This window comes from Allosphingosinicella sp., assembly GCF_036403745.1.
In the GTDB taxonomy this organism is placed as follows: Bacteria; Pseudomonadota; Alphaproteobacteria; order Sphingomonadales; family Sphingomonadaceae; genus Allosphingosinicella.
This window is the reverse complement of sequence record NZ_DASWQI010000086.1, coordinates 50107-72457: the sequence shown is the minus strand read 5'-3', so window position 1 is coordinate 72457 and position 22351 is coordinate 50107. Positions and strand designations below refer to the sequence as shown.

The following is a 22351-nucleotide window of genomic DNA, read 5'->3' as shown; positions in this document are numbered from 1 at the left end:
GGTCAAGGCGGGATTCGGGCGGTGGGTCAGGCGGCGGCGAGGGCGGCCGGCAGCGTCGCCTCGGCCCGGGCGTGGGCGGCTTCGTCGTCGACGTCGATCCACCAGAGGTTGCCGATCGGGGCGGCATAGGCGCGTCCCTCGGCGGCGAGGCGCTGCACCCCTTCCGAGAGCGACCCGGCGCCGCCCGCTGCGACGGCGTCGCGGATCGCGCCGAGCAGAGCAGGGGTGGCCAGGAAGATGCCGGTGTCGATGGCGGTGTAGCCAAGGATCGTCTTGCCGATGCGCAGGATGCGGCCGTCGGGGCCGACATCGACCTTGGTGGCATCCTCGACGTCGAGGATCGGGCTGGTGAGATTTTCATCAACCGCGAGGGTCAGGGCTGCGTCGGAGCGGTGCGCGGCGATGAGGCCGGCGAGGATGGCGGGGTCGAACAGGTGGTCCGACATCAGCAGGACGAAAGGCTCGTCGAGCCTGTCGGCCGCGGCGAGGACGGAGAGGCCGTTCGGGCGCTCCCACTCGGCGTTATGCACCGTCCCGATGGTGACGCCCAGCGAGCGTGCCAGCCCGGGCAGCGCGCGCTCGATGCCCGCGGCTTCATAGCCGGTGACGACCACGAACGACGTGGCGCCCCCGGCCTGCGCCGCGCGGAGGACATGCGCAATGAGCGGCGTGCCGTTCACGTGCGCGAGCGGCTTGGACGGCGCCAGGGTGCGCAGGCGCGAGCCCATGCCGGCGGCGATGATCAGGCACTTCACGGCAGCTGCGGCGCCCCGGCGAGGTGTCCAGCGCCGGCGCGGCGCATCATGTGGGGCAGAGCGATGAGGATCAGCACCACCCACAGGCTGGCGAAGAGGGCGAGGCCGAGGGTGACGAGTTTCGGGTGGCCGGTGACGATCAGGACGGCCGAGCCGAAGGCGAAGAAGTCGCGGCTAGTGATCATCACGACGGCGTCGACGATCAGGCGGGGGAAGCCGGTCGTATACCGATCGCGGTAGAATCGCTTCAGCAGGTCGAAATTGCCCGGCTCGCCGACCTGGCGGACGATCCAGCCGAGGATCAGCATGCCGGTGAGGCCCGCCGCCACCGCCCATCCGCCGACCATCGCCTGGCTGCTGCCGTAGATGCGGGTGAGGCTGAAGGTGATGCCGACGTAGAACAGGAAGTTCGTCATCATGTCGACGATCGTGTCGAGGAGGGCGCCGCGCGCGCTGCTGCGATAGGTGGCGCGCGCCACCTCGCCGTCGACGCCGTCGAACACCGAGGCGGCGTGGAAGAGGAGGCCGCCGAGGATCAGCCCGCCTTTGCCGCCGGTGAGGAGGGCGATGGCCATGGCGATGCCGAGAATGGCCGTGCCGAAGGTCGCGTGGACCGGGCGAAAGCCGGGGATCTGCAGGAACAGGGCCGAGAGCGCGCGCGACAGCGGCCGGTTCAGATATTTGGAGACGATGCCGTCGCTCTCCTTCGCCGTCTCGCGCAGCACCTGGCGGGCGGCGGCGGAGTCGCTGCCGGGCGGGATGATCTCCTCCCCGCGGATCGCCGGCACGCCCTCGCCGCCGCCATAGCGAAAGCCGGTGTCGGGGCAGGCACGACGCAGGTCGTCGATCGTCGCGTCCGAAAGCTGACCGCCCTTCTCCAGCGCGATCCAGATCTCGCGCGCGCCGTCTTCGACGAGCACCGCGGCCGCCCGCGCCGCCGCGGCGACTCCGGCGATCGGCCGGCCGGCGGAGTCCGCGTCCCGAAACAGGAGCAGGGGCCGACCATGGCCGAAAACAGGCTTTTCACATTGCATGGAGGGCCATTAGCGTCGCAGAGGGAGGGAAGACGAGAGGATAATCGCGGTGAATTCGGGCGAAATGGCGGCAGGCGGGGCGAAGCGCAAGGGGCAGTCCCCGCCGCCGAAGCGGACGAGCAGGCCGTCCGAGATGGACGATTGGCTCAACGCACGTATCTTTCATCCGCTCGCCCAACGCCTTGCGCGGCTTCTCGTGCCGACGCCTTTGACGCCGAACATGGTTTCCGTCGCGGGGGGGCTGTCGATCGTCGCGGCGGCGTTCCTCTATACCGGGCTCGATTGGCCGGTGTCGGTCGCGCTGGGTTTCCTCGCCCATGCGATGTGGCACGTGTTCGACGGCGCCGACGGCGACCTCGCCCGCATGACCGGGCGCAGCTCCCCGGTCGGCGAGATGGTCGACGGGGCCTGCGACTATTTCGGCCACATCTTCCTCTACGTCCTCCTCGCCGCTTACGGGGACAAGCTCGGCTGGGGCGGCTGGTCGTGGGCGCTGGCGAGCTTCGCGGGCGCCTCGCGCGTCTTCCAGTCCAACCATGCCGAGGGCGAGCGGCGCACCTATTTGTGGCGCGGCTACGGCATACCCTGGCTCCGACACGCTTATGCGGCCCGCGACACCAGCCTGCGCCGCGGCCTCCTCTCGCGGCTGCTCGACCCGCTCGCCCGGCTCTATGTGGCGCTGGCGAGCGCGGGCGCGGCGGAAGACGAGCGGATCGACGCATTGATCGCCAAGGCCGCGAAGGCCGGCGGGGAGGAGCGGGCCCGCCGCGTCTGCCGCGACGCCTCGCGGCTTCCGCTGCGGCTCCAGACCCAGCTCGGCCCCAATCTGCGCACGGTCGCGCTTGCGCTCAGCATGGGGGCCGGGAGCCCGATCTGGTTCTTCCTGTGGGAGATGATCCCGCTCAACCTGCTGTTCGCCGCCTCGCTCCTCGTCCAGCGCCGCTGCGACCGCGCCATCGCCGAGCGGCTCCAGGCCAATTCGTCTATCCTCGGCGGCTGAGCCCCGCTTCGAGAAAATCGAGGATGCGCCGGGCGCGCGCGTCCCAGCTGAGGCTTTGGGCGAGCGCCGCGGCGTTGGCGCCGAGGGCGTCGGCCAGCGCGGTATCGTGGACCAGCCTGTCGAGGGCGGCGGCAGCGGCATCCGGATTCCCGGGCGGCACGAGCAGCGCGTTGTCGCCATCCCGCAGCAGCTCCGCAGTGTCCGGGGCGACCGGCGCGAGGATGGCGCGGCCGGCGGCGAGGTAGGCGAAGGTCTTCATCGGCAGAACGCAGTCGCCGAATTGCTCGAGCGGCGCGAGGGACGGCGGGATGAGGAGGATGTCGGCGGCGTAGAGGAACGGCGGCAGCGACGCCGGGCTCTGCCAGGGGAAGATGCGGACGTTGGCGAGCGCCAAAGCCTCGCGCTCGATCTCCCCCTCGCCTTCCGAGCCGACGAGCAGGAACAACGTCTCGGGCCGCAGGCGGGCAAGGATGAGGATTTGGTCGAGCCCTTTGCGGGCGTTCACCCGGCCTGCATAGACGGCGATGGGGCGGTCCTGAGGGAGGCCGAGGGCGGCGCGCGCTTCCGCCTTGGTGAGGCGGGGCAGCATCCGGCCGGGCTCTGCGCCGTTGTGGGCGACCAGCAGCTTCTCCTCCGGCACGCCGATGCGGGCGAAGCTGTCGGCGGCGAAGCGCGAATGGAGGATGAACCCGAGGCAATGCTCGGCCAGCGAAGTTCGCCGGAAGAGGGGCCGAAGCGGTGGGATGCGGTCCGGCCAAGGACGGTAATGCTCGACCGCGAAGGGGATCGGCGATTCCGCCCCTCGGCCAAACGCGACCGGCATGCGCGAGTAGAAGACATCGCTACCCGCCGTCTCCGGATCCTTGAACGCCTGCCGCAGCCAGAAATAGCTCGGGACGACATGCTCGCCGCCCCACCGGCTGGGACGCTGGATGAGGCGGAAGTCGCCGGTCACGTCGAAGAGGGCGCGCAGGTCGTCGGCGCGCACCTCGGGATCGTTGCGGCCGCGGGGCATCAGCAAGGTCACCTCGGCGCCCGCGCGTGCCAGGGCGCCGGCGGTGTTGACAGTCTGCTCCCGATCCGCCTCGCGCCCGGGCCGCGACCACAGCAAGGGGTAGATCAGGCGCATCCGGTCACCCGATCGTAGAGGGCTTCGAGGCCGGCCGCCTGCTTCGCCGCGTCGAACCGCTCCTCCGCCAGCCGCCGCGCGGCCGCGCCCATCCGCGCCCGCACTTCGGGAAAGGCAAGCGCATCCTTCAGCGCCCGCGCGAGCGCCGGAGCATCGCCTTCCGGGACGATGAAGCCGGTCTCTCCCTCGATCACGGCTTCCGGGAGGCCGGAATGGTCCGAGACGACCGCCGGCAGCGACGCCGCCGCCGCCTCGGCGATCACCGTCGGCAGGCCTTCGCTGTCGCCGTCAGGGGCGGTGATACTGGGGGCGGCCAGTAGCCAAGCGCGGGCCATCCACTGCGCCACTTCGTCCGGCGGCAGGTTGCCGAGGAAGCGCACCCGCGGGCCGAGGCCGAGCGCTGCCGCCTGCCGCTCGATCGCCGGTCGCAACGGGCCGTCGCCGATCACGACCAGCGTGCCCTCGACCTGCGCCATCGCCTCGAGCAGCAGCGCCGTCCCCTTCTTCTCGACGAGACGGCCGACGTGGAGCACCAGCCCGGGCTCGGGCGCAGCGGGGCGGGCGAAGCGGGCGAGGTCGACGCCGTTCAAATGGGTGATGGTGCGTTCCGGCGGGAAACCTTGCGCCAGCGCCCGGGCGCGGATCGCGTCGGAGACGGCGATGAACAGGCTTGCGCGCCGCCGCAGGCGCTCGCCCCTGAGCGCGTAGCGAACCCAGGAGAGGCGGCCGGAGGCGAGCATCGCGCCGCGGCTGCGGGTCACGTCGAAGCCGTGGAGGGTGGTGACGAGCGGCACGCCCAATGCCTCCGCCAGCGGCAGAGCGAGGAGGCCATCGGTGGCGAAATGGGCGTGGACGAGCCGCGGGCGCTCCGCCGCGACCCGCCTGGCGAGGCCGCCCGGCATGCCGAGGAACTTCAGGGCCGCCGCCTCGCCGCCGCTTGCCACCAGCAGGCGCTCGCGCAGTTCCGGCCAGCAATTGCCGTTGTCCTCGAGGCCGACGACCAGCGGGCGGTAGCGGCGGAGCGACACAGCGTGGGTCTGGACGAACGTCTCGGACGCGTTGAAGAGGGGCGACCGGAAGATCGCCGCCACTGGCCTGTCGTCCCGCTCCACCATCGCCTCGCCCCGTCCCCGCTCCGGCTGGCGGAGACAAGCGAAATGTTGCACTGCCGCGCGCGATGGAGCGCGACAGCGGCAGTGCGGCGGACGCCGGACGGATGATCCTCAGGGGTGCGCAGGCGACCGCCGCCGGCTTCGGCGGACGCCTCGCGGCGCGATTGCTCTTCCTGTTCGTCGCGGGGCGGATGTTCGGGCCGGGGCCGTTCGGCGCCTACGTGCTGGCGGTGGCGGCCGTCGAGCTCGCCGTCAGCGTCGGCAGCCTCGGGATGAAGAAAGTCGTCTTCCAGCTGCTCGACGCCGACGGCGGCACCGGCGGCGCGCGGCCCTTGCCCCATGTGCTTCTCGACTCGGCCTTGCTGGTCGCCCTCGCCAGCCTGGGCCTCGCGGCGGCGATCATGGCTTCGGCCTGGTCCCTGCCGCGGTCGTGGCTGCCGGGGGGGGCGGCGGGCGCCCTGATCGTCCTCGCGCCGATGATCGCCGGCCAGTCGCTGCTCGACCTGTTCCTCGCCGCCACCCGGTGGAAGCATGCGATACGCTGGGAGGTGCTCGCCCGCTCGATCGTCGAACCCTACGCGCTGCTCCTCGGCGCGGCGGCGGCCTGGGCGCTGGGGCTGCAGGCCGAGGGGCTGCTCATCGGCTATTGGTGCGGCACCCTCGCGGCGCTCGCTTATGCCGTCCACGGCGCGCGCCGGACCTTCGGGGGGTTCCGGGTGTCGAGCTGGCGCGGCGATCGGCGGGTGCTGGGGGCGACGCTGCGGGCGTCGAGCGCCAACACCGCGACCGATCTCCTCAACGCCCTCTACACAAGGGTCGACCTGTGGCTGGTCGGGCTGCTCCTTGGGGTGCCGGCGGCGGGCGTCTACGGCATGGCCAAGCAGATCGCGGTGCCGATCCGCCAGGTGCGCCAGAGCTTCGACGGACTGCTCATCCCGCTCGTTTCCCGCACCCTCGCGGCGCGGGGCTCGCAGGGGTCGGGCGAGGCGCTGGCGTCGGCGACGCGGCTCATCCTCGTCATCCAGCTTCCTTTGCTGGTCGCGCTCTACGCCGCCGGCGGGACCCTCCTCTCCTGGCTCGGCAAGGGCTTCGGCGCGGCCTACTGGCCGGTGCTCGCTTTGGCCGCGGCGGAGACGGTGCAGGCGGCCTTTTCGATCGGCGACCTCGTCTTCGTGTACCTCAAGCCCAGGCTTGGCCTGTGGCTGACCCTCGCCAGCATCGGGGTGGGCATCGTTGCCGCTTTGCTGCTGATCCCGAAATGGGGCGTGGCGGGGGCAGCGCTGTCGGTGCTCGCGGCCTATTCGGTGCGGGCGATCTGGCGGAGCGTCGTGCTGCGCGGACGCTTTCAGCTGGACGTGCCGCACAGCCATCATGCCGGGCCGTTCGTCGCTGCTGCTTTCGGCGCCGCCGCCGCCGCGGCAGGGCACCGGCTGGCGGAGGGGGTCGTGGGGGATGCGCTCGCCCTCGCCGCCGGCCTCGCGGCGTATGGCGCGATCCTCTTCCTCTGGCTGCGCTTGCGGCACGAGACGCTCAAGCTGAGCGGCTTCACCGCGGAAGTACCCGCCTAGGGTCCGTACTCAATCCCCGCAACGAGCGTGATCGCCCGGAGAGGTGCGCCGGGCAGGAGCGCGGCGCAGGCCGTAGCGGTGTCTACGGTCAAGCCGCGCGACGCACCCGGCGCGCCTCTCCGGGCGACCGCGAAGCGGCGGGCGCCTTTTGGCCGCTCCCGTCGTCGCTCGTCGGGCGCGATGTCCCGCATCGCGTCCCTCCTCGCTCCTAGTCAGCGGCCAAAATGCGCTCCGTCACGCCGCTGCGGGAATTGAGTACGGACCCTAGCCCTTTGCGCCCGCGCGGGGGTCTCGCTAAAGGCATTGAAAATATTCGGAGAGAAGACGCTTGGACCTGTCCGTGAAATCCGCGCCCGGCGAGGCGGAGAGCGACACCCGCTCCGCGGCGACCGAGATCGTGGCGGTGGACATCGGCGGCACGCATGCCCGCTTTGCCTTGGCGCAGATCGCCGGGGGGCGGGTCGTCAGCCTCGGCGAGGAATGCACCCTCAAGACGGTCGACCATGCCAGCCTGCAGACCGCCTGGGAGGAATTCGGCGCCCGCACCGGCCGCCGCCTGCCTGCCGCCGCCGCCATCGCCATCGCGGGCCCGCCTGAGGGCGACGTCCTCAAGCTCACCAACAATCCCTGGGTGATCCGCCCTGCGGCGATTCCCGCGACGCTGGGCGCCGAGCGCTTCACTCTGGTCAACGATTTCGGCGCCGTCGCCCACGCGGTGGCGCAGCTTCCCGCCTCCTGCTTCGCCCATCTGTGCGGGCCGGAGCGGGCGCTGCCGGACGAGGGGGTGGTGAGCATCGTCGGCCCCGGCACCGGCCTCGGCGTGGCGCAGCTGCTGCGGCGGCGCGGCGAGTATCATGTGATCGAGACCGAGGGCGGGCATATCGACTTCGCGCCGCTCGATTCGCTCGAGGACCGCATCCTCCAGCACCTGCGGGGCAGCTTCCGCCGCGTTTCGGTGGAGCGGGTCGCGTCCGGCCAGGGCCTCCGGAATCTGTACGAGGCGCTGGCGCGGATCGAGAACCGGCCGGTGAAATATCGCGACGAGACGATGCTGTGGCAGGCGGCGATGTCGGGCGAGGACAGCCTTGCCGGCGCCGCCTTCGACCGCTTCTGCCTCGCTTTGGGCGCCGTGGCGGGCGACATCGCGCTGGCGCAGGGCGCGCAGGCGGTGGTGATCGGCGGCGGCCTCGGCCTCCGCCTCGCCGGGCACCTGCCCCGCTCGGGCTTTCGCGACCGCTTCATCGCCAAGGGCAGGTTCGAGCGGCGGATGGACGAGATGCCGGTCAAGCTCATCACCCACAAGCAGCCCGGCCTGTTCGGCGCCGCCGCCGCCTTCGCTGCGCGGTACCGGGACTAGCGCGAATCGGGGCCGGCGCCCGCGCGGCCCGAAACCTCGAATCGCGGCTGTCGCGCCACGTGAAATTTATTTGCGGGCGATTTTTTCTTGCAGCCGATTTCCTATTTTCGGCGGTTCGCAGCCAGAAATAGGAAATCGCCTATCTGGATAAATTGCTTGACATCGTCACGCTGCGGGGGTACACTTCTGTCATCGTCGAGAAGTGTATCACTGGTCTTGGCCGCCCCGTCCGCGCGGCTCGGAGGCTAGGGTGGGGCCCCTGGATCGAGTCCCGCCGCTTCAGTTCGGTCTGAGCCTGTCGGAGCCTGCTTTGCCTTTGCCGCAAAAGGAAGGACAGGGCTTCTACACCCGAACGGGTGGGGTGGCTTGACCTCCCGGGCAGACCCTAGTGGATCGTCGCGGCCGGCTCGATCTCCCCGGCCCGCACCATTGCCTTCCCTGCCCTGAGGGCGAAGGCGCAGAGCAAGGCGTAGCATGCCGCGGGGACGAGGAAGGCAGTGACGTAGCTCGTCGAATCCGAAACCAGCCCGACCAGCGGCGGGATCGCCGCGCCGCCGACAATGGAGAAGCAGAGAAAGCCCGATGTGGCCTCGGGGCTCGCCGTGCTGCGCTCCAGGGTGAGGGTGAAGATCACCGGGAACATGATCGAGTTGAACAGGCCGATCGATAGCGCGACATAGCCGGCGGCCACCCCGCCCACGGTGAAGATGTACAGCGAAAGTCCGGTCGCGATCGCCGCGAACACCGCGAGCAGGCGCGATGCCGAGAAGCGGGCGAGCAGCGCCGAGCCGACGATTCGCCCGACCATCGCGGCGCCCCAGTAGAAGGAAACGGCCTTCTGCGCCTCCTGATCGGAGACTCCGAAAATGCCGTCGCTGCCCATTGCGTGGCCGAGAAGGGGCACGGCGAAGGGTGCGTCGCTGCGTCCCCAGATGGCATCGGAATGGAGGAACAGCGCCATCTGGGTGCCGATCGCCACTTCGGCACCGACGTAGAGGAAAATCGCGGCGCCGCCGAGCATCGCCCAGCGCGAGGAGAGCGCGTCGGCGATCATCCCGCCGACGCCGCGGCGGGCGACTTCGTCGGAAGGGGCGGGCGCGGCGGCGCTCACAATGCGGCGGAAGACGATGAAGAAGAGCGCAAGGGCGGCGATCAGGCCGCAGATCCAGAAATAGGCGCGGTCGATGCCGGCGAGGGAGCCCAGCCGCGCCGCCTCCGTCGTCACCTTGCAGTCCTTGGTCTCGATGCCGTTGAGGAACAGGACGGCGCCGAGCCAGGGGCCGATGAAGGTGCCGAACGAGTTGAAGGCCTGGCTGAAGGTCAGGCGGAAGTGGCTGTAGCGCGGGTTGCCGAGCGCCGCCGCGAGCGGATTGGCGGCGACCTGGAGGATGGTGATGCCGCTCGCCAGCACGAACAGCCCGCCCAAGACGAGGAGGTAGGTTCGAAGATTGGCGGCGGCGAGGATGAGGAGACAGCCGGCGATCATCATCGCCAGCGCGATGAGGATGGTGGGGATCGACCGCTTGCGCGCCAGCAGCATTGCGGCGGGAAAGCTCATCACGCCATAGGCGATGAAGAAGGCAAAGGCGGCGAGCTGGGCGCGAAAATCGGTGAGGCAGAAGATGCCCTTGACCGCGGTGACGACCGGATCGTTGAGCGAGGTGATGAAGCCCCAGGCGAAGAACAGGGTGGTGACGATCATGAACGCGGCCATCGCGCCGCCTGCCCTTGTCCGCTCCATCCCGCTCCCTTTGCGCTTGTGTCCCGCAGGCTTAGGGGACATTCGAGCGGCGCGGCAAGGGCGGCGGTGAGGGACGATGAAGCTTCGGGCGAGGCAGGTCGAGAAACCTTGGGGGCGCGAGGCGCTGCCGCCGCCGTTCGGCGACACCGGCGGGCGGAGGATCGGCGAGATCTGGTTCGAGGGTCCGGGGGATCTGCCGCTGCTCGCCAAGTATATTTTCACCAGCGAGAAGCTGTCGGTGCAGGTGCATCCGGACGACGCGGCGGCGCGGGTGCGGGGCCTTCCTTCGAGCAAGAGCGAATGCTGGTACATACTCGACGCGGCGCCGGACGCGGTGCTGGGGCTTGGGCTGAAGCGGGAGGTGTCGAAGGAGGCTCTGCGGGCCGCGGCGGAGGATGGCAGCATCGAGGCGCTGATGGAGTGGGTGCCGGTGGCGGCGGGGGATTTCTATTTCGTGCCGGCGGGGACGGTGCACGCGATCGGGGCCGGGTTGGCACTGCTCGAGTTCCAGCAGAATAGCGACGTCACCTACCGGCTCTACGATTACGGACGGCCGCGGGAATTGCACCTCGACGCCGGCCTCGCTGTGGCGAGGGCGGGGCCGTACGTGCCAAGGGCGGCGCCGGCCGCGCCGGCTCTGGTGACGGGGCCGCCCTTCACCTTGCTCAAGCTCGAGCGGCCGACGAATTTGCTGGAGGATCGGCGGCGGTGGGTTCTGCCGCTGAATGGAAAAGCGGCTTCGGGGAACGAGACGGCCGGGCCGGGCGAGTGCCTCGTCATCGAGGCGGGCGCGCCGCTAGAGCTGGACGGGCTGGTGCTCGTCGGTGCCGAGGGCGGGCTCGATTAGGCGCTGCGCCATGGCGATGGGGCCGAGCGGGCCGGCCATCGGGCCCAAAGCGGGTGAGCAGATATAGGTCTCCGGATCGGGGAGCGGCATGTAGCCGGCGAGGCTCTCGACCAGCAGCGGGGCAATGCGGGGCAGGAGGTGGGGCTGGCGCTCGATCACGCCGCCGCCGATCGCGATCCGGCGGGGTGCCGCGGCGCAGACGATGACGTGGCAGAGCTGCGCCAGCGCGTGCGCCACGCCGTCCCATAGCGGATCGCCGGCGGGGACATCGGCGAACTCGCGCGCGCCGAGGCGGGCGCGGATGGCGGTGCCGGAGGCGAGGCCCTCGACGCAGTCGCCATGATAGGGGCAGGCGCCGGGCCAGTCGTCGCCGGGGAGACGCGGCGGGCGGATGTGGCCGAGCTCGCCGTGCAGGAAGCCGCGGGTCGGGCGGCCGTTGACGACCAGGCCGACGCCGATGCCGGTGCCGACGGTGACATAGGCGAAGTCGGCCATGCCCTGCCCCACGCCCCAGCGCATTTCCGCCAAGGCGGCGCCGTTGACGTCGGTGTCGAAGGCGTTCGGAACGCCGAGCCCCGCCGTCAACGGACCCAGGATGTCGGTGTCGCGCCAGCCGGGCTTGGTCGTCGAGGTGATGAAGCCGGAGGTGGGCGAGGCGGGATCGAGATCGACCGGGCCGAAGCTGGCGACGCCGAGCGCGGCGAATTGCCACCCGTGGAGGATGGCCCGGATCGCGGAGAGCGTCTCCGCCGGCGTCGTCGTCGCCACCCGCGCCTGGTCGAGTATTTCGCGCCCATCAGCGAGCGTGACGACGCATTTGGTCCCGCCGAGCTCGACGCCGACAACCCTCCTGCCCTTGCTATCCGCCACGCCGCAGCCTCCCTCAGCCCCTCCTGTGCCGGGGCGGAGGCGGGAGATCAAACGCGAAGAAGCCGCCGGGGTCCACGCCCGGCGGCTTCCTCAGAGCTTCGAAAAATCAGGAGAAGCTATTTAGCCGAGCGTCGTCGAGACGTTCGTGAAGGTCTTGTTGAGGCTGGCGCCGACGCCCTGCATGGCGGCGATCGCGGCCACGGCGATGAGAGCGGCGATGAGGCCGTATTCGATGGCGGTGGCGCCCTTGTTGTTCTTGATGAGCTTACGGATCGCGTTCATGTCAAAACCTTCCTGTCTGGTCGAAGACAGCGCAATCCTTAAGACGGCAAGGGTTAACTTCCGGTAAGCGCCCGTTACGGTAGCGACACGGCTGTCTACGGCGCCCTCGCACCCGCCATTGCCCCGCCGCCGCCGATCGGGCAGGTGGCCCGCGCTATCAGGAGACGCGCGTGACCAGCCTGTGGAATTCCAACCTGATTGAGACGCGCGAGACGTTCGTCACCCATCTCGAATGTTCGATGACGGGGGAGCGGGTCGAGGCCGATACGCTGCAGAATCTGTCGGCGGCCGGCTATCCTTTGCTGGTGCGCTACGATCTCGCCGGCGCCGCCCGCTTGTTCACCCGCGAGGCGCTGGCGGCACGGCCGCAGGATATCTGGCGATACCGCGAGCTGCTCCCCGTCCGCCGCAGCGAGGATGTGGTCAGCCTCGGCGAGGCGCGGACGCCGCTGGTAGCGCTCAAGGCGGGGCCGAACCTGCTGGTGAAGGACGAGGCGCGGCTTCCCACCGGCTCGTTCAAGGCGCGCGGCATCGCCATGGCGGTGTCGATGGCGAAGGCGCTCGGGGTAACCCGGATCGCCATGCCGACGAACGGCAATGCGGGCGCCGCGCTCGCCGCCTACGCCGCGCGAGCCGGGATCGAGGCGGTGATCCTCTGCCCAGCCGACACACCGGACATGAACGTGCGCGAGATGTCGGCCTTCGGGGCGCGGGTCTACCGGGTGAACGGACTGATCGACGAATGTGGCAAGATCGTCGCCCAGGGTGCGGCGGAGGGGCGCTGGTTCGAGCTTTCGACCTTGCGCGAGCCGTACCGAGTCGAGGGCAAGAAGACGATGGGCCTGGAACTTGCCGAACAGTTCGGATGGGATCTGCCGGACATCATCTTCTATCCCACCGGCGGCGGCACCGCGCTGATCGGCATGTGGAAGGCGTTCGCCGAGATGGAGGCGATGGGCCTCATCGGCTCCGAGCGGCCGCGCATGGTCGCGGTCCAGGCGGCGGGCTGCGCGCCGATCGTCAAGGCGTTCGAGGACGGCGCCGAGCACGCGCCGCGCTGGGAAGGCGCCGCCACCCGCGCCGCCGGCATACGCGTCCCCAAGGCGATCGGCGATTTCCTGATCCTGCGCGCGGTCCGGGAGAGCGGCGGCTTCGCCGTGGCGGTGGAAGAGGAGGCGCTGCTCGAGGCGACCGAGCGCTGCGCCCGCGAGGAGGGCATGCTGCTCTGCCCCGAAGGCGGCGCGACGCTGGCGGCGTGGGAGCAGGCGGTGGCGAAGGGCCTGGTGGGCCGGGATGAACGGGCGGTGCTGTTCAACTGCGCGACGGGGCTGAAATATCCGATGCCGGACCGCTCGCGGGCGCTCGACAAGGACGGGCCGATCGATCTGACAGGGCTTTAATCTTCCCCTCCCTTCCAGGGAGGGGGGCAGCTAGTCCGCCACCACGACCTGCCGCTGGGTGCCGAGGCCCTCGATGCCGAGTTCCATCACGTCGCCGGCCTTCAGGAACACCGGCGGCTTCTGGCCCATGCCGACGCCGGGAGGCGTGCCGGTGGCGATGACGTCGCCGGGGTGGAGGGTCATGAATCGGCTGAGGTAGCTGACGAGGAAGGCCGGGTTGTAGACCATCGTCGCGGTCGAGCCGTGCTGGAAGCGGCGGCCGTTCACCTCGAGCCACATTTCGAGGCCGGAGACATCGGGACATTCGTCGCGGGTGACCAGCCACGGGCCGATCGGCGCGAAGGTGTCGCAGCCCTTGCCCTTGTCCCAGGTGCCGTGCCGTTCGAGCTGATATTCGCGCTCGGAAACATCGTTCAGGATGCACCAGCCGGCGACGTGATCGAGTGCGGCTTCCTCGGATACGTACTTCGCCGCCGTGCCGATGACGATGGCGAGCTCGACCTCCCAGTCGGTCTTGGCCGAGCCGCGCGGCAGGCGGACGTCGTCGTTGGGCCCGCCGACGGCGCTGGTCGGCTTCATGAAGAGGATCGGCTCGGGCGGCACCGCCGCGCCGGTCTCGGCGGCATGATCGGAATAATTGAGGCCGATGCACAGGATCTTGCCGATGCCGCCGACGCAGGCGCCGAGCCGCGGCGTGCCTTCGACCAGGGGCAGCGCCTCGATGTCGAGCGCGGAGAGCGCCGCCAGCCCGAGCGGCGACAGCGCCGGCCCGCCGATGTCGGCGACTTCGCGGCTGAGGTCGCGCACCCGCCCGGCGCGGTCGACCAGCCCCGGCCGCTCGGCGCCGGCCTCGCCCCAGCGAACCAGCTTCACGGCCGCGCCCCTATGGTCGACGAGCCCTTCCAGATGTCGATGCCGCCTTCGGTGGCGTGGCGGTCGATCGTCGCCAGTTCCTCGTCGGAGAAATCGAGGCGGTGGAGGGCGCCCAGCGAATCGGCGAGCTGGTCGAGGGTGCGGGCGCCGATCAGCGCCGAGGTGACGCGCGGGTCGCGCAGCACCCAGGCGACCGCCATCTGCGCCAGCGTCTGGCCGCGCGCGGCGGCGATGTCGTGGAGGGCGCGGATGTGGCGGATATTCTGCTCGGTGAGCAGCTCCGGCGAGAAGGAGCCCGATTTGGCGGCGCGGGCGTCGTCGGGAACGCCGTGCAGGTATTTGGACGTCAGCATACCCTGCGCGAGCGGCGAGAAGGCGATGCAGCCGGCGCCCAATTCCTCCAGGGTGCCGAGGAGGCCGCCCTCGATCCAGCGGTTGAGCATCGAATAGCTCGGCTGATGGATGAGCAGCGGCACCTTCTCGGCCGCGAGGATCGCCGCCGCCTCGCGGGTCAGCTCCGGCGAGTAGGAGGAGATGCCGACATAGAGCGCCTTGCCCTGCCGGTGCGCGGTGACGAGCGCGCCCATCGTCTCTTCGAGCGGCGTCGTCGGATCGACGCGGTGCGAATAGAAGATGTCGACATAGTCGAGGCCCATCCTCTGCAAGCTCTGGTCGAGGCTGGCGAGAAGATATTTGCGCGAGCCGCCATTGCCGTAGGGGCCGGGCCACATGTCGTAGCCGGCCTTGGTCGAGACGATCAGCTCGTCGCGGAAGGGGCGGAGATCGGCGGCCATGACCCTGCCGAACGTCTCCTCAGCGGAGCCGTAGGGCGGGCCGTAATTGTTGGCGAGATCGAAATGGGTGATGCCCGCGTCGAAGGCGCGGCGAAGGATCGCGCGGCCGGTCTCGTAGACGTCGGCCCCGCCGAAATTCTGCCACAGGCCGAGCGAGATGGCGGGGAGATCGAGCCCGCTCCGCCCGCAGCGGCGATAGGGCATGCGGCCGTCATAGCGGTCGGGATCGGGGAGGAAAGGGGGAGGAATCATGGCCTGCCTGTCGTGGTGAAACGGTAGAAGGTGGTGGAATGGAATGTCTGGCCGGGGCGCAATTGGGTGCTCGGAAAGTCCGAACGGTTGGGGCTGTCGGAGAGATGCATCGGCTCGAGCGCAATGCCGTCGCGCGGGCGGATGACGCGGCCGGAGGCGCCGACATCCTTCCCGTCGATATAGTCGCCCGTGTAGACCTGCAGAACGGGCTCGGTGGTGACGATTTCGAGCCGCCGCCCGGAGACCGGATCCTCCAGCATGGCGGCGCGGGCGCCGGGGGCCTCGTCGAGGATCCAGGCGTGATTGTAGCCGCCCTTGGCGCTCATCGGCGGCCCCTTCGCATCCCAGCGGGCGCCGATCGCCGTGGGCCGGCGGAAATCGAGCGGTGTTCCGGCGACGGGGAGGAAGCGGCCGGTGGGGATGCCGCCGGCGTCGGTGTCGACATAGCGCTCGGCCAGCAGCGTCAGGCGCTGGGCGGCGACGCTGCCGCTGCCCGCGCCGGCGAGGTTGAAATAGCTGTGGTTGGTGAGGTTGAGCACCGTCGGCGCGTCGGTGCGCGCCTCAAAGTCGACGCGCAGAACGTTGTCGGGCGTGAGGCGGTAAGTGACGGTGAGGGAGAGGGCGCCAGGGAAACCCTGGTCGCCGTCCGGGCTGGTGTAGCTGAGCATTGCGCCGACCGTCTTACCCTCGCGCAGCGGACGGATCCGCCACAGCTTGAAGTCCAGCCCCGGCGTGCCGCCGCCGTGGAGGGCATTCGGCCCATCGTTCGGCACCAGTTTGTATTCGCGCCCGTCGAGGCTGAACCGCGCGCCGGCGATCCGCCCCGCATAGCGGCCGACAACGGCGCCGAACCGGTTCTTCTCGTTCTTGGCGACATAGTCTGCGAGGCTGGAATAGCCGAGCACCACGTTCGCCTTGCGCCCCCGCCGGTCCGGCACGCGAATTTCGGTGACGGTGGCACCGTAGCCGATCACCTTCACGACCATGCCGCGGTCGTTGGCAAGCGTCGCCTGCTCGACGGCGCGGCCATCCGGCATGGTGCCGTAGCGGCTGACGGTGACGGTCGAAGCCGCCGCCGGCGCCGCCGCGAGCAAGGCGAGCAGCGCCAGCGCCTTCACTTGCCGCCCCGGTAGAGCCGGTCGGCGGCGAGGGCGAGGAACATGTAGTTGGTCTCGCCGCCGCCCATCACATATTCGCGCTGCTGCCAGAAGAAGGGCCATTCCTTCAATTCGGGCAGGTCCGGGCGGATGAGGGCGGTGCCGGAGATGACGCCGCCGGGGACGTAGGACCAGTCGGCGCGGTTGAAGCCGTAGCCGATGGTCGCGGAATGGGAGCCGACGCCCGAAGCGAAGCTCTCGTTATTCTCGCCGGGGTGGACGCCGAGGACGAAGTTCAGCGCGTTGATGTAGCTGTCGGTCGGCGTGAGTTCCGGCCAGCCCTTGTGGAAGAAATATTGGCGGACGCCGCGCTCCTGAATGTCCCAGCCGGCGCCCCAGATGTCCGGCTTATAGGGGACGCCGTAGGGGGAATCGGCGCGGGCGTCGGCGCGGATCTTCGCCTGGTAGGTGGCGACGCCCACATCCAGCGTCGCCTTGAAGAGCTCGTCCGGAATGCGGTCGAGGATCGGCGCGATCGCCCAGCCGGTTTCGGCGATGTGGGAGAGGATGGCGGGCCGCATCGCCACCAGCCGCCGGACCAGCGCCGGATCGTTGGTGGAATGAATGAGCTCGGCCGTCGCGAAGACGCGCATGCCGACATCGTCGGTCTTGTCGATGGCGCCGGCATAGAGGTGCCGCGCCGCCGCCAGCGCCTCGGCGGCCATGGCCGGGTTGCTTGCCTTCAAGGCGCGCGCCGCCGCGGCGAGGCCGCCGGCGACGTAGAGCTCGCGCTTCGGGTTCTCCTCGGTGAACACCCAGCGGTCGTCGGCGGTGATCGGGTGGCCGTTGGCGTCGACGCCCAAGCCTTCGACACGCTTCATCGGCACGTTGTCGGTGGCGTTCGCCGCTTCGCCGAGCATGACATATTGGCGGAGCGACACGTCCTGGATGCCGCGATAGACCCGCCCCATGGCGCGGTAGCCGCCGAGGATCGAGAGCAGGCCGTGCTCGATCTGCTGCAGGGCGTCGTTCTTGCCGTCGGGCTGGTGGATCTCGACGACCTTGTGGACCTGGTCGATCGTCGTGGCGTCGTAGTCGAGGCCGAATTCCTCGACCATCTTCGAGAGCAGCCAGACGGTGCCGATCTGCGATTCGACGCGCAGGTCGTAATCGCCGGCATCGTGCCAGCCGCCCGCGTCGAGACCCGGGACATGGTCGCCGCCCTTGAACCGGGTGAGGGTCGAGGGGCCCTGCTCGTAGCCGTCGAAATGGTTGAGGCCGGTCGGCGCCATGCGGGCGTCGTCGACATGATCGAGGCCGTGCCAGACGCGGTATTTCTCGTTGACCCGCATGTGGCACATCTGGATCGGCAGGAAATATTCGAGCGTCTGCTGCCAGGCGCCGCGGGCATAGACGTCGGCGCCGATGCGGAACGGCTCCGACACGCGGTCGCCGTAGGTGAGTTCGTACATTCCGGGCTCGGCGACGCGCGAGAAATCGAACGTGTAATAGTTGGAGCGGAGGAAATTGCCCCAGCGCTCCGGCGCGCCGGCCAGCACTTCGCGCGGGCCCTCAGCGGTCATGCGGAGGAGTCGTACGCGCTTGACGTCGCGGTCGGCGGGATCGAGCTCGATCACCGCTTTCTTGGGCTGGCCTGGCGCGTAGCCGAGCTGGGACACCTGGATCACCGGCGCGGCCTTCCAGCCTTCGACGACGTTGGGCGTGACGATCCATTCGATGGCGTGCGCGCTCGCCCCCGCGGGGACCACGCCGCGGACGATGAACCAGCCATTATTGTGGTTGGAGCGGCCGTCGAGCAGTTCGAGCCCGCCGCTGCGGCTTTCGATCCGCATGCGCAGCCTTTCGTCCTCCGGCGCGACGACGAGGCTGCGACCGGTGCCGAGCGGGGCGGTCAGCGGTTCGCCATTCGGGGACGGGACGGGGCCGTTCGGCTGGGCGTTGCGCGGCGTCTCGATGGGCGCACCGGCGGCGCGGACCATGGGACCCACCGGCTGGCGCGGAAAGATGCCGCTCTTGCCGTCCATCAGCCAGGATTTGCCGAACAGGAGGCCGGGGAACAGCTCGAGGTTGAAGCCGACGCGGCCGACGAATTGCGGCGGCAGCGGCTTGTCGAGATCGACGATGATGCGGAAGCTGTTGCCCTCCAGCGCGGTGACGCTGACGCGGTAGTTCAAGTCCAGCTTCGGGTAGAAAACGGGGTTGAAGCCGTGGCCGTTGGTTTTGGGATTGGGGTAAGCGAGGGTCTGGCTGATCGTCCGGGTCTTGGCGTCGACGGTGTGCGTGACCGTCACCGGCATCGGCGACCATTGGCCCGGCGAGGGATCGAGCCGCAGGTCGCCGTTGGCGGCGACGCGGGTGCCGTGCTGGACGATGGTGACGCCGGTCTGGTGACCTTCCGGATAATAATCGGAAAAGACCATGACGTTGAGGCCGGGCCGGGCGAAATAGCCCTTGTCGTTGACCTTCAGATCCTGCGCCGCCGCGACGCTCGCCGAAGCGGCCGCCGCGAGAAGGAATGCCGCCGGCTTCATGATGCCCCCCTCAGCGGTGGTGACTGCGCGCGCCGGCGAAGGCGGCGGCGATGGCCGTGCGGAGCGGCTTGGGACGGTAATCGGCGCCATAGGGGCAGGGCCGCTTGGGGAGGGCGTCGGCGCGCGGCGGGCGCTCCTGCAGCCAGGAGCGGTCGTCGGTCATGCCCCAGGCGAGCACGTCGCCCAATTGCGGATAGGAGAGCATGAGGTCGAGATAGGCCCTGGCGTAATCGGCGACGGCGCGGTCGCGTTGGGCGATGTCGCCCTTGATGCCGCGGTCGTTGACGTCGAACTCGGTGATGAGGAGCTGATAGCCCATGCCGGTGACGTCATCGAGGAAGCGGCGCCAGGTGCGCTCGTCGTGCGGTCCGAAGATCGAGGGATCGCCTTCATTGTTGCCGCTGCCGATGTGCGACTGGACGCCCAATGCATCGACTGGGGTGCCGCGCTTCTTCAGCCGCTCGAGCAGGCGCAGCACGCCGTTGCGGTGCTTCTCGTTGCCCGGTTCCCAGGACATGTAATCGTTGTAGACGAGCTGGCAGTGCGGGACGGCGGCGCGAGCGGTGCGGAAGCAGAGGTCGAGCACGTCGTCCGGGCGGCCGCCCATGGCGCGAGAGAAGACCGTCTCGCGCATCTCGCCGGTCTGCGCGTCGACCGCTTCGTTGATGACGTCCCAGCTGCCGATGCGGCTGCCGTAGCGGCGGCAGACGGTGTCGATATGGGTGGTGAGCAGGCGCTCGGCCTCTGAGGATGGGCGGGCGCCGAAATCGTGGTTGGTGACCCAGGCCGGCCACCATTTCGGGTGATGCCAGACGAGGTTGTGGCCGCGCAGCGCCAGGCCGTGGGCGGTGGCCCAGGCGAGCAGGCGGTCGCCGCCGCTGAAATCGAACACGCCCGGCGCGGGCTGCACCCAGCTCCATTTCAGCTCGTTCTCCGGCACGATGAGGCCGCATTCTCCCGCAACCACGGCACGGTAGCGCGGGTCCGCGAAGGCGCCCTCGACATGGTGCGGGCGGCCCATGCCGACGGCCGAGCCGAAGCGGCGGCCGCGGCGCTTCGCGACGGCGTTGAGCGAGGGCTTCGGCGTCGCGGCGGGTGCAGCATGAAGCGGGGCGGCCGCGGCGGCGGCGAGCGCTCCGGCTCCGAGCAAGAGGCTGTCACGGCGCGTCACATCCATCGTCATTTCCCTTCTTCTGGTAGCGCTAACAGTCTACTATGCGGCGGACAATGGCCAAGATGCTGCCCTCGCTCCTGTTGTTGCTTTTGGCGCTGCTGCCGGCGGCGGCGCGGGCGGACGACGGCTACCGTTTGTGGCTGCGCTACGATCCTATCGAGTCGCCGCAGCGCGCACTCTATTCCCGCGCAGCATCGGAGCTGGTGGTGGAGGGCGACAGCACCACCATTGCCGCGGCGCGGAGCGAGCTGGTGCGGGGGCTCTCAGGCCTGCTCGGGCGGCCCCAGCCCGTCGCGCAGCGCGTCGATCGCGACGGCGCCATCCTCCTCGCCAGGCGCGCCGTGCCCACCGGCGAGGAAGGCTATGTCATCCGCTCGACGCGTGTGAACGGCCATGCCGCCACCCTCATCGCCGCAAACGGCGACCGCGGCCTGCTCTACGGCGCCTTCGCCTATCTGAGACTCCTGCAGACGCGGCGGCCGGTGGCGCATCTCGCCATCGCCGACGCGCCGAAGCTCGGGCTCCGGCTGCTCGACCATTGGGACAATCCCGACCGCAGCGTCGAGCGCGGCTATGCGGGACAATCGCTGTGGGACTGGCAGAAGCTCCCGGGCTGGGTCGAGCCGCGCTACACAGATTATGCCCGCGCCAACGCCTCCATCGGCATCAACGGCGCCGTCCTCAACAATGTGAACGCGCAGGCCGACATCCTCACCGCGCCGTGGCTCGCCAAGGTCAAGGCGCTCGCCGACACGTTCCGGCCGTGGGGCATCCGCGTCTACCTCTCCGCGCGTTTCACGGCGCCGATGGAGCTTGGCGGCCTCAAGACCGCCGACCCGCTCGACCCGCAGGTGCGCGCCTGGTGGAAGGCGAAGGCGGACGAGATCTACCGGCTGGTGCCCGATTTCGGCGGCTTCCTCGTCAAGGCGAACAGCGAGGGCCAGCCGGGGCCGCAGGATTATCACCGCAGCCATGCCGACGGCGCCAACATGCTCGCCGAGGCGCTGGCGCCGCATGGCGGGACGGTGTTCTGGCGGGCCTTCGTCTATGCCGCGGCGGCGGACAAGGACCGCGCCAAGCAGGCCTATGAGGAATTCACCCCGCTCGACGGCAAGTTCGCGCCCAACGTCGTGCTGCAGGTCAAGAACGGCCCGATCGACTTCCAGCCGCGCGAGCCCTTCCATCCCTTGTTCGGGGCGATGCCGAAGACGCCGCTCGCGATCGAAGTGCAGGTCACCAAGGAATATCTCGGCTTCGCGACCCACCTCGCTTACCTCGGCACGATGTGGGAGGAGGTGCTGAAGAGCGACACCTATCGCCCGCGCGCCGGCACGCCGGTGGCGAAAACGGTGACGGCGATGGCCGGCGTCGCCAATGTCGGCAGCGACCGCAACTGGACCGGATCGCAGTTCGACCAGGCGAACTGGTACGCCTTCGGCCGCCTCGCCTGGGGCCCGCTCGGCTCGGCCGACGCCATCGCCGAGGAATGGACGCGGATGACGTGGGGCAACGACCCCCGGCTCGTGCAGCGGATCGGCGCGATGATGGCGAGCTCGCGCCAGGCGGTGGTCGACTACATGACCCCGCTCGGCCTCCACCATCTGATGGGCACCGGCCACCATTACGGCCCCGCCCCCTGGGTCGGAAACCTCGAGCGGCCCGACTGGAACCCGACTTACTATCACCGCGCCGACGCGAACGGCATCGGCTTCGACCGCACCGCCACGGGGAGCAATGCGGTCGCGCAATATGCGCCGGAGGTGGCGGCGCGCTTCGCAAGCCTCGACACGGTTCCGGACGACTATCTGCTGTGGTTCCACCATGTGCCCTGGGACTACCGCCTGCACGGTGTGGCGACGGTCTGGGAGACGCTCCTCAGCCACTACGACCGGGGCGTCGCAAGGGTCGCGCTCTACGAGCAGGACTGGGCGGCGCTGCAGGGCAGGGTCGAGCCGGAGCGCCACGCCGAAGTGACGGCGTTCCTGCGTATCCAGCACCGCGAGGCGAGATGGTGGCGCGACGCCTCGATCGCCTATTTCCAGAGCGTCTCGAAGCGCCCGCTGCCGCCCGGCACCGCCCCGCCGGCCCACGACCTGGCCTGGTACGAGGCGCAGACCTTCACGCACGTGCCCGGTCATTGAAGAACCACGCGCGGCTTCAGCGTCGAAGTGGGACCGTGCGCCAGCATCGGCCGCGAAATTCGAGCCGCTCGGCGCGGTGCGTCCAATCGCCGAACGCGGCATCGAAATAGCCTTTGACGCGCATGTCCCAGGTGCATGCGTAGACGCCGCGCGGCGCCTCGGTGCAGCGCGCATTCCGCGTTTCCACCTCAGGCGCGAACTCGGCATATCGGCGGCCGGTCCGGGTCTCGTTCACGAAGGGCGCGATCACCCGCGCCTCCTCCACCGCCTCCACGTCGGCAGCCGTCGGAGGCGAGGCGGCGCCCGCCAGGAGCAACAGCGCGATCACGATCATTCCGCCGTGGATAGGCGTGCGGCGTGGACGCGACCAGCC

19 protein-coding genes are annotated in these 22351 nt (G+C 69.8%); 6 read left to right on the top strand and 13 right to left on the bottom strand.

Annotation, left to right across the window (positions count from 1 at the left end; translation table 11 throughout):
- Nucleotides 1-26: 26 nt before the first annotated feature.
- Nucleotides 27-755, bottom strand: coding sequence for a phosphocholine cytidylyltransferase family protein (locus tag VGC56_RS16845; RefSeq protein WP_464126736.1), 729 nt, complete (start codon nucleotides 753-755; stop codon nucleotides 27-29).
- A complete protein-coding gene (locus tag VGC56_RS16840) occupies nucleotides 752-1789 on the bottom strand; it encodes a CDP-alcohol phosphatidyltransferase family protein (protein WP_464126734.1) in 1038 nt (345 codons plus the stop codon). Before VGC56_RS16840 ends, VGC56_RS16845 begins: the two co-directional genes overlap by 4 nt.
- Nucleotides 1790-1838: 49 nt before the next feature.
- On the opposite strand from VGC56_RS16840, the gene VGC56_RS16835 reads away from it, so the two are divergent.
- Nucleotides 1839-2789 carry a CDP-alcohol phosphatidyltransferase family protein gene (locus tag VGC56_RS16835; protein WP_464126733.1) on the top strand — a complete coding sequence of 317 codons (951 nt, stop codon included), beginning with the start codon at nucleotides 1839-1841 and terminating at the stop codon, nucleotides 2787-2789.
- Here VGC56_RS16835 and VGC56_RS16830 read toward each other — a convergent pair.
- Together VGC56_RS16830 and VGC56_RS16825 are read right to left on the bottom strand one after the other, a co-directional pair.
- Nucleotides 2773-3918 (bottom strand): glycosyltransferase, encoded by a 1146-nt coding sequence (locus VGC56_RS16830; protein WP_464126731.1) that lies wholly within the window; start codon nucleotides 3916-3918, stop codon nucleotides 2773-2775. The two genes, VGC56_RS16835 and VGC56_RS16830, sit on opposite strands and share 17 nt — an antisense overlap.
- On the bottom strand, nucleotides 3909-5084 hold the full coding sequence (locus tag VGC56_RS16825) for a glycosyltransferase (RefSeq protein WP_464126729.1): 1176 nt from the start codon (nucleotides 5082-5084) through the stop codon (nucleotides 3909-3911). The genes VGC56_RS16830 and VGC56_RS16825 overlap by 10 nt, the downstream gene beginning before the upstream one ends.
- An 11-nt stretch (nucleotides 5085-5095) precedes the next feature.
- Here VGC56_RS16825 and VGC56_RS16820 point away from each other — a divergent pair, with 11 nt between their 5' ends.
- The gene (locus tag VGC56_RS16820; RefSeq protein ID WP_464126727.1) at nucleotides 5096-6598 is read left to right on the top strand and encodes a lipopolysaccharide biosynthesis protein; all 1503 of its coding nucleotides are present in this window, start codon (nucleotides 5096-5098) and stop codon (nucleotides 6596-6598) included.
- A 340-nt stretch (nucleotides 6599-6938) separates the two neighbouring features.
- Complete coding sequence (locus tag VGC56_RS16815) at nucleotides 6939-7955, top strand: glucokinase (RefSeq protein WP_464126726.1); 1017 nt, start codon at nucleotides 6939-6941, stop codon at nucleotides 7953-7955.
- 385 nt (nucleotides 7956-8340) lie between these two features.
- Here the strand turns inward: VGC56_RS16815 and VGC56_RS16810 are convergent, their stop codons facing one another.
- Nucleotides 8341-9696 carry an MFS transporter gene (locus VGC56_RS16810; protein ID WP_464126725.1) on the bottom strand — a complete coding sequence of 452 codons (1356 nt, stop codon included), beginning with the start codon at nucleotides 9694-9696 and terminating at the stop codon, nucleotides 8341-8343.
- A 76-nt stretch (nucleotides 9697-9772) separates the two neighbouring features.
- Between VGC56_RS16810 and VGC56_RS16805 the strand changes: the two genes are divergently transcribed.
- Nucleotides 9773-10543 carry a class I mannose-6-phosphate isomerase gene (locus VGC56_RS16805; RefSeq protein ID WP_464126723.1) on the top strand — a complete coding sequence of 257 codons (771 nt, stop codon included), beginning with the start codon at nucleotides 9773-9775 and terminating at the stop codon, nucleotides 10541-10543.
- Here VGC56_RS16805 and VGC56_RS16800 read toward each other — a convergent pair.
- A complete protein-coding gene (locus tag VGC56_RS16800) occupies nucleotides 10493-11413 on the bottom strand; it encodes an ROK family protein (RefSeq protein ID WP_464126721.1) in 921 nt (306 codons plus the stop codon). The two genes, VGC56_RS16805 and VGC56_RS16800, sit on opposite strands and share 51 nt — an antisense overlap.
- Before the next feature lie 120 nt (nucleotides 11414-11533).
- The gene (locus tag VGC56_RS16795) at nucleotides 11534-11695 is read right to left on the bottom strand and encodes a Flp family type IVb pilin (RefSeq protein WP_464126719.1); all 162 of its coding nucleotides are present in this window, start codon (nucleotides 11693-11695) and stop codon (nucleotides 11534-11536) included.
- A gap of 170 nt (nucleotides 11696-11865) precedes the next feature.
- Between VGC56_RS16795 and VGC56_RS16790 the strand changes: the two genes are divergently transcribed.
- Nucleotides 11866-13095 carry a threonine synthase gene (locus tag VGC56_RS16790; protein ID WP_464126717.1) on the top strand — a complete coding sequence of 410 codons (1230 nt, stop codon included), beginning with the start codon at nucleotides 11866-11868 and terminating at the stop codon, nucleotides 13093-13095.
- A 30-nt stretch (nucleotides 13096-13125) separates the two neighbouring features.
- On the opposite strand, the gene VGC56_RS16785 is transcribed toward VGC56_RS16790, so the two are convergent.
- From VGC56_RS16785 to VGC56_RS16765, 5 genes are read right to left on the bottom strand one after another with little or no spacing between them, the layout of a single operon-like run.
- The gene (locus tag VGC56_RS16785; protein ID WP_464126715.1) at nucleotides 13126-13968 is read right to left on the bottom strand and encodes a fumarylacetoacetate hydrolase family protein; all 843 of its coding nucleotides are present in this window, start codon (nucleotides 13966-13968) and stop codon (nucleotides 13126-13128) included.
- Nucleotides 13965-15014 (bottom strand): L-glyceraldehyde 3-phosphate reductase, encoded by a 1050-nt coding sequence (gene mgrA / locus VGC56_RS16780; RefSeq protein WP_464126713.1) that lies wholly within the window; start codon nucleotides 15012-15014, stop codon nucleotides 13965-13967. Before mgrA ends, VGC56_RS16785 begins: the two co-directional genes overlap by 4 nt.
- Nucleotides 15011-16132: an aldose epimerase family protein gene (locus VGC56_RS16775; protein ID WP_464126711.1), complete on the bottom strand. Its 1122-nt coding sequence runs from the start codon at nucleotides 16130-16132 to the stop codon at nucleotides 15011-15013. Before VGC56_RS16775 ends, mgrA begins: the two co-directional genes overlap by 4 nt.
- On the bottom strand, nucleotides 16129-18663 hold the full coding sequence (locus VGC56_RS16770) for a glycoside hydrolase family 9 protein (RefSeq protein ID WP_464126710.1): 2535 nt from the start codon (nucleotides 18661-18663) through the stop codon (nucleotides 16129-16131). Before VGC56_RS16770 ends, VGC56_RS16775 begins: the two co-directional genes overlap by 4 nt.
- A 10-nt stretch (nucleotides 18664-18673) precedes the next feature.
- The gene (locus VGC56_RS16765; RefSeq protein WP_464126708.1) at nucleotides 18674-19840 is read right to left on the bottom strand and encodes an endo-1,4-beta-xylanase; all 1167 of its coding nucleotides are present in this window, start codon (nucleotides 19838-19840) and stop codon (nucleotides 18674-18676) included.
- 50 nt (nucleotides 19841-19890) lie between these two features.
- Between VGC56_RS16765 and VGC56_RS16760 the strand changes: the two genes are divergently transcribed.
- Nucleotides 19891-21978, top strand: a complete 2088-nt coding sequence (locus tag VGC56_RS16760; protein WP_464126706.1) for an alpha-glucuronidase family glycosyl hydrolase — start codon at nucleotides 19891-19893, stop codon at nucleotides 21976-21978.
- Between the two features lie 16 nt (nucleotides 21979-21994).
- Here the strand turns inward: VGC56_RS16760 and VGC56_RS16755 are convergent, their stop codons facing one another.
- Complete coding sequence (locus VGC56_RS16755) at nucleotides 21995-22312, bottom strand: hypothetical protein (protein WP_464126705.1); 318 nt, start codon at nucleotides 22310-22312, stop codon at nucleotides 21995-21997.
- Nucleotides 22313-22351 lie beyond the last annotated feature (39 nt).

Bases quoted from the DNA above. Each gene is read 5' to 3' on its own strand.
- VGC56_RS16840 (WP_464126734.1), bottom strand. From the start codon at position 1,789: ATGCAATGTGAAAAGCCTGTTTTCGGCCATGGTCGGCCCCTGCTCCTG.
- VGC56_RS16830 (WP_464126731.1), bottom strand. From the start codon at position 3,918: ATGCGCCTGATCTACCCCTTGCTGTGGTCGCGGCCCGGGCGCGAGGCG.
- VGC56_RS16820 (WP_464126727.1), top strand. From the start codon at position 5,096: ATGGAGCGCGACAGCGGCAGTGCGGCGGACGCCGGACGGATGATCCTC.
- VGC56_RS16810 (WP_464126725.1), bottom strand. From the start codon at position 9,696: ATGGAGCGGACAAGGGCAGGCGGCGCGATGGCCGCGTTCATGATCGTC.
- VGC56_RS16805 (WP_464126723.1), top strand. From the start codon at position 9,773: ATGAAGCTTCGGGCGAGGCAGGTCGAGAAACCTTGGGGGCGCGAGGCG.
- VGC56_RS16795 (WP_464126719.1), bottom strand. From the start codon at position 11,695: ATGAACGCGATCCGTAAGCTCATCAAGAACAACAAGGGCGCCACCGCC.
- mgrA (WP_464126713.1), bottom strand. From the start codon at position 15,014: ATGATTCCTCCCCCTTTCCTCCCCGATCCCGACCGCTATGACGGCCGC.
- VGC56_RS16770 (WP_464126710.1), bottom strand. From the start codon at position 18,663: ATGAAGCCGGCGGCATTCCTTCTCGCGGCGGCCGCTTCGGCGAGCGTC.
- VGC56_RS16765 (WP_464126708.1), bottom strand. From the start codon at position 19,840: ATGGATGTGACGCGCCGTGACAGCCTCTTGCTCGGAGCCGGAGCGCTC.
- VGC56_RS16760 (WP_464126706.1), top strand. From the start codon at position 19,891: ATGGCCAAGATGCTGCCCTCGCTCCTGTTGTTGCTTTTGGCGCTGCTG.
- VGC56_RS16755 (WP_464126705.1), bottom strand. From the start codon at position 22,312: ATGATCGTGATCGCGCTGTTGCTCCTGGCGGGCGCCGCCTCGCCTCCG.